Below are 5,446 nucleotides of genomic sequence, written 5' to 3' on the forward strand. Positions count from 1 at the left end.
TGGTCGGCGAGGACGGCGTGCGGCGGGTGCTGGGCGCCGAGGAGACCAGCCGGATGAAGGGCCAGGACCTGTACTCGTCGGCGGTCGCGGAGCTGTTCGGCTGAGGCGTCAGCCCCGGGCGGCGGCCCGGCGGCGGCGCAGCCGGGTCCAGACGAACCGCACGACGACGATCACGATCACCGCGTACACGGCGTAGTTGATGTAGTCGGAGTAGTGCCCGACGTCCTGCCACTGCGACCCGAGCACGTAGCCCCCGACGATCAGCAGGCTGTTCCAGACCGCGCTGCCGATCGCGGTGTAGAGCAGGAACCGGACCTGCGGCATCCGCTCCAGGCCGGCGGGGACCGACACCAGCGAGCGGACGATCGGCACGCAGCGCCCGATCAGCACCGCGGCGCCCCCGTGCCGGTCGAACCAGGCCTCGGCTTTGTCGAGGTCTTCGACCTCCATCAGCGGGATGCGCTCCAGCCAGCGGCGCAGCCGCGCGCGGCCGAACCACGCGCCCAGGCCGTACAGCACCCAGGCGCCGGCGACCGCGCCGAGCGTGGCGGCGACGATCGCCCACACGAGGTTCATCTCGCCCTGGCTGGCGACGTACCCGGCCACCGGCAGCACGACCTCGGACGGAATGGGCGGGAACAGGTTCTCCAGCGCGACCACGAGCCCGACCCCGGCGGGGCCGAGCGCCTCGATGACGCCCACCACCCAGCCGGCCAGGCCCGTGAGCTCGGGCGCGGCGTCGGAGGCGGCGGGCACGCGGGCGGCCAGGGCGAGGGTCGCGTTCATCGCGGTCGATCGTCGCACGCGCCACGCGGCGCGGCCTGCGCGGACGGCCGTCCGGTGGGCGAGGCGCACAGGTCCTGCACACCTCGCACACCGGACATCGCGGACACGCCGCGGGAGGCCGCCGCCCGGGGGATCAGCCCCGGGTCAGCTCCAGGCCGGCCGCCCCGTCCGCCGCGCGCGTCACCCGCACGGTGTCGCCGTCCCGGACCTCGCCCGCGAGCAGCAGCCGGGCCAGCCGGTCGCCGATCTCGCGCTGCACGAGCCGGCGCAGCGGCCGGGCGCCGTACGCCGGGTCGAAGCCCTCGATCGCGAGCCACTCCCGCGCCCCCGGGTCGACGTCGAGGACGAGCCGCCGGTCCCGCAGCCGCGCCGCGAGCGCGGCGACCTGCAGGTCGACGATCCGCCCGATCTCCTCCAGCGACAGCGGGTCGAACAGCACGATGTCGTCGAGCCGGTTGAGGAACTCCGGCTTGAACGCCGCGCGCACCGCGTCCATCACCCCGGCCCTGCGCTGCTCGGGGTCGAGCAGCGGGTCGACCAGGTGCTGCGAGCCCAGGTTGGACGTGAGCACCAGGATGACGTTCCGGAAGTCGACCGTGCGCCCCTGGCCGTCGGTGAGCCGGCCGTCGTCGAGCACCTGCAGCAGGATGTCGAACACCTCGGGGTGCGCCTTCTCGACCTCGTCCAGCAGCAGCACGGAGTACGGGCGCCGCCGGACGGCCTCGGTGAGCTGGCCGCCCTCCTCGTAGCCGACGTACCCCGGGGGCGCCCCGATGAGGCGCGCGACCGAGTGCCGCTCCGCGTACTCGGACATGTCGATCCGGACCATGGCGCGCTCGTCGTCGAACAGGAAGTCCGCGAGCGCCTTGGCCAGCTCGGTCTTGCCGACGCCGGTCGGGCCGAGGAACAGGAAGGACCCGGTCGGCCGGTCGGGGTCGGCGATGCCCGCGCGGGAGCGCCGCACGGCGTCCGACACGGCGGCGACCGCGGCGGACTGCCCGATCAGGCGCTCGCCGATCACCTGCTCCATCCGGAGCAGCTTCGCGGTCTCCCCCTCGAGCAGCCGCCCGGCGGGGATGCCGGTCCACATCGCGACGACCTCGGCGATCTCGTCCGGGCCGACCTTGTCGGCGATCATCGGGGCCTGGGCCTCCGCGGCCGCGGCGTCCGCCTCGCGCTCGCTCGCCTCCGCCTCGGCGATCTCCTTCTCGACGGCCGGGATCTCGCCGTACTGCAGCCGGGCGGCGGCGGCGAGGTCGCCCTCGCGCAGCAGCCGGTCGGCGGTCGAGCGCAGGTCGTCCAGGCGCGCCTTCAGGTCGCCGACCAGGTTGTGCCCGGCCTTCTCCTTCTCCCACCGCGCGGTCAGCCCGGCGAGCTCCTCGCGGCGGTCGGCGAGGTCGGCGCGCAGCTTCTCCAGCCGCTCGCGGGAGGCCGGGTCGTCCGCCTCGGACAGCACGACCTCCTCCATCTCCAGCCGGGTGACGGCGCGCTGCAGCTCGTCGATCTCGACCGGGGAGGAGTCGAGCTCCATGCGCAGCCGGGACGCGGCCTCGTCGACCAGGTCGATCGCCTTGTCCGGGAGCTGGCGGCCGGTGATGTACCGGTCGGACAGCGTGGCGGCGGCGACCAGCGCGGCGTCGGCGATCGTCACCTTGTGGTGCGCCTCGTACCGCTCCTTGAGCCCGCGCAGGATCGCGACGGTGTCCTCCACGGACGGCTCGCCGACGAACACCTGCTGGAACCGGCGCTCCAGGGCGGGGTCCTTCTCGATCCGCTCGCGGTACTCGTCGAGCGTGGTGGCGCCGACGAGGCGCAGCTCGCCGCGGGCCAGCATGGGCTTGAGCATGTTGCCCGCGTCCATCGCGCCCTCGCCGCCGGCGCCCGCGCCGACGACCGTGTGCAGCTCGTCGATGAACGTGACGACCTCGCCCTCGGAGGACGTGATCTCCTCCAGGACCGCCTTCAGCCGCTCCTCGAACTCGCCGCGGTACTTCGCGCCGGCGACCATCGCCGCCAGGTCGAGCGAGACCAGGCGCTTGCCGCGCAGCGACTCCGGCACGTCGCCGGCCACGATGCGCTGGGCCAGGCCCTCGACGACGGCCGTCTTGCCGACGCCGGGCTCGCCGATCAGCACCGGGTTGTTCTTGGTCCGGCGGGACAGCACCTGGACGACGCGGCGGATCTCGGCGTCCCGGCCGATCACCGGGTCGAGCTTCCCGTCCCGGGCGCGCTGCGTCAGGTCGACGCCGTACTGCTCGAGCGCCTTGTAGGTGCCCTCGGGGTTGGGGCTGGTGACCCGCGCGGAACCGCGGACCGACGGCAGCGCGGCGGCGAGCGCGTCGCGGGACGCGCCCTGGGCGCGCAGGGCGTCGGCGACCCCGGTCTGCCCGGCGGCCAGGCCGAGCAGCAGGTGCTCCGTGGACACGTAGTCGTCGCCGAGCGTGCGCGCCTCCGCCGACGCCGCCTCGATCGCGGACGCGGTGGCCCGGGAGGCGGTGGGCTGCGCGACGGACGAGCCGCTCGCGGCGGGCAGGTTGACCAGGATCGCGCGCACCGCGCGGCCGAGCGCCTGGCGGTCGGCGCCGACGGCGTCGAGCAGGCCGTTCGCCACGCCGCCCTCCTGGGCGAGCAGCGCGTTCAGCAGGTGGGCGGGCTCCAGCTGCGGGTTGCCCGCGGCCGACGCCTGCTGGATGGCGTCGCCGATCGCCTCCTGCGACTTGGTGGTGAGCTTCGCGTCCAACGTCCCCTCCGTGCGTCCGGGTCGCGGCGGCCGGGCGGCCGCGCGCGTGCGTGCCTTCGTCGCCCCGCGTTCCGCGCGGGACGTCCGGTGCAACGCCGATCAAGTTGAGCCTATTCCGCTCAAGTCTGACCGTCGAGCCGGCGGGGCCGCTGGTCAGGGCCGCGCGTGGCGCGCGAGCGCGCTTCGACCATTCGGGTGACGCCTCGTCATAGCAGCACGTGACTCTGACCCGCGTCACCGCGCGTTGTGACCGGCTTCACGCGCCCGACTCCCCTACGACACATGCCCGCAACGCGCGACACGCGCGCTGACCAGGGCGACCGCCGAAGCGCTTCCCCGTTCCGGACATGTCCGACTTGCACGACTGTGATCTGCGCATTTATGGGCAATCCGGACACCCATGCTGTGATCCATCTCACAATTGATGCCTGATTTGCCGGGTGCGAGTTGCGCCGGGGCCGCCGCGTCCAACACGCTGGGCCCACTCGAGGCCGGGAGCTCAACCGGCGCACAGACTCCACCCGATCGTCTCGTCGCCGCCCGTCCGAACGGGTGACATCTTCGCCCTCGTCCGCCCCCACATCTGTCACAGAGGTTCGCGCCTCTCGACCGGGACAGCGCTTTCGTCCCTCGTCCTCCGCCGCGTCACCGTCGCCGCTGGCTCTTCCCTCCCGACCCAGCGCCGAGGTGAGCGATGTTCATCTTCATCCTGCAGATCCGGCACATGCTCGACGAGCAGGCCGAGCTGTACCTCTTCACGATCTTCTCCGGGCTCGTCTGGGCCCTCTGGCTCCTCAAGGTGGGCCTGTCCCGCCGGTACCGCCCGTGGACCGAGGAGCACCACGAGACGACCAGCGTGATCGTCCCGGTCGTCGACGAGCCGCTCGACCTGTTCCGCGACGTGCTCACGCGCGTCACCGAGCAGCAGCCCGACGAGGTCATCGTCGTCATCAACGGCAAGCGCAACCCGGACCTCGAGGCGGTCTGCGAGGAGTTCGCGCCGCTCGTCCGCTGGGTGCACACCCCGATCCCGGGCAAGCGCAACGCCGTCAAGATCGGCACCGAGATGTCGAGGTACGACATCACCGTGCTGCTCGACTCCGACACGGTGTGGACGCCGGGCACGCTGCCCGAGCTGATCAAGCCGTTCAAGGACCCGAGCATCGGCGGCGTCACGACGCGCCAGCGGATCCTCGAGCCGGCCCGCTCCTGGATCACCCGCTGGGCGGACTGGCTGGAGAACTCGCGGTCGCTCTACTCGATGCCCGCGCAGTCGGTGCTCGGCCAGGTCGGCTGCCTCCCGGGCCGCACGATCGCGTTCCGCCGGCACATCCTGATGGAGGTCATGGACGACTTCATGACCCAGCGGTTCATGGGCGTCTTCCTCGAGGTGTCCGACGACCGCACGCTGACGAACCTCACCCTCAAGCAGGGCTACCGGACCGTCTACCAGCACACCAGCCTCGTCTACACCGACGCCCCGCTGCAGGTGAAGAAGCTGTTCAAGCAGCAGCTCCGCTGGGCGCGCGGCTCGCAGTACAACACCCTGCGGATGCTGCCCTGGATGCTCGGCCACGCGCCGATCCTGGCGATCTTCTTCCTGACCGACATCCTGCTGCCGTTCCTGCTGGTCGGGACGATCGCCGGCTGGGTCTACCGCTCGGTGAGCGGCACGGGCGTCAACCTCTACGAGGCGATGCTCGAGACCTACGGCGCCCAGGCGGGCTGGTTCTGGGTCATCGCGCTGATGGTCGTGTCCTCGGTGCTGTCCATGGCGATCCGGCAGATCCGGCACCTGCAGGAGGTCCCCAGCGACTTCTTCCGGCTGCCGATCTTCATCATCGTCTCGACGTTCTTCCTCATGCCGGTCCGCCTGCTCGGCTTCCTGCGCATGGCGCACGCCTCCGGCTGGGGCACCCG

Annotated in this window: 3 protein-coding genes; 1 reads left to right on the forward strand and 2 read right to left on the reverse strand. The window is 72.3% G+C overall.

What is annotated here, in order from left to right; genetic code table 11:
- Positions 1 to 108 precede the first annotated feature (108 nt).
- Both VER05_RS13755 and clpB read right to left on the reverse strand, forming a co-directional pair.
- The gene (locus tag VER05_RS13755) at positions 109 to 786 is read right to left on the reverse strand and encodes a DedA family protein (protein ID WP_324845902.1); all 678 of its coding nucleotides are present in this window, start codon (positions 784 to 786) and stop codon (positions 109 to 111) included.
- A gap of 133 nt (positions 787 to 919) precedes the next feature.
- Positions 920 to 3,526, reverse strand: a complete 2,607-nt coding sequence (gene clpB / locus VER05_RS13760; RefSeq protein WP_324845903.1) for an ATP-dependent chaperone ClpB — start codon at positions 3,524 to 3,526, stop codon at positions 920 to 922.
- A 694-nt stretch (positions 3,527 to 4,220) separates the two neighbouring features.
- On the opposite strand from clpB, the gene VER05_RS13765 reads away from it, so the two are divergent.
- Positions 4,221 to 5,446 (forward strand): glycosyltransferase family 2 protein (locus VER05_RS13765; RefSeq protein ID WP_324845904.1); only part of this gene is annotated, 1,226 nt, incomplete at its 3' end.

Origin of the sequence: Cellulomonas sp., assembly GCF_035634735.1 — a bacterium.
Classification (GTDB): domain Bacteria; phylum Actinomycetota; class Actinomycetes; order Actinomycetales; family Cellulomonadaceae; genus Cellulomonas.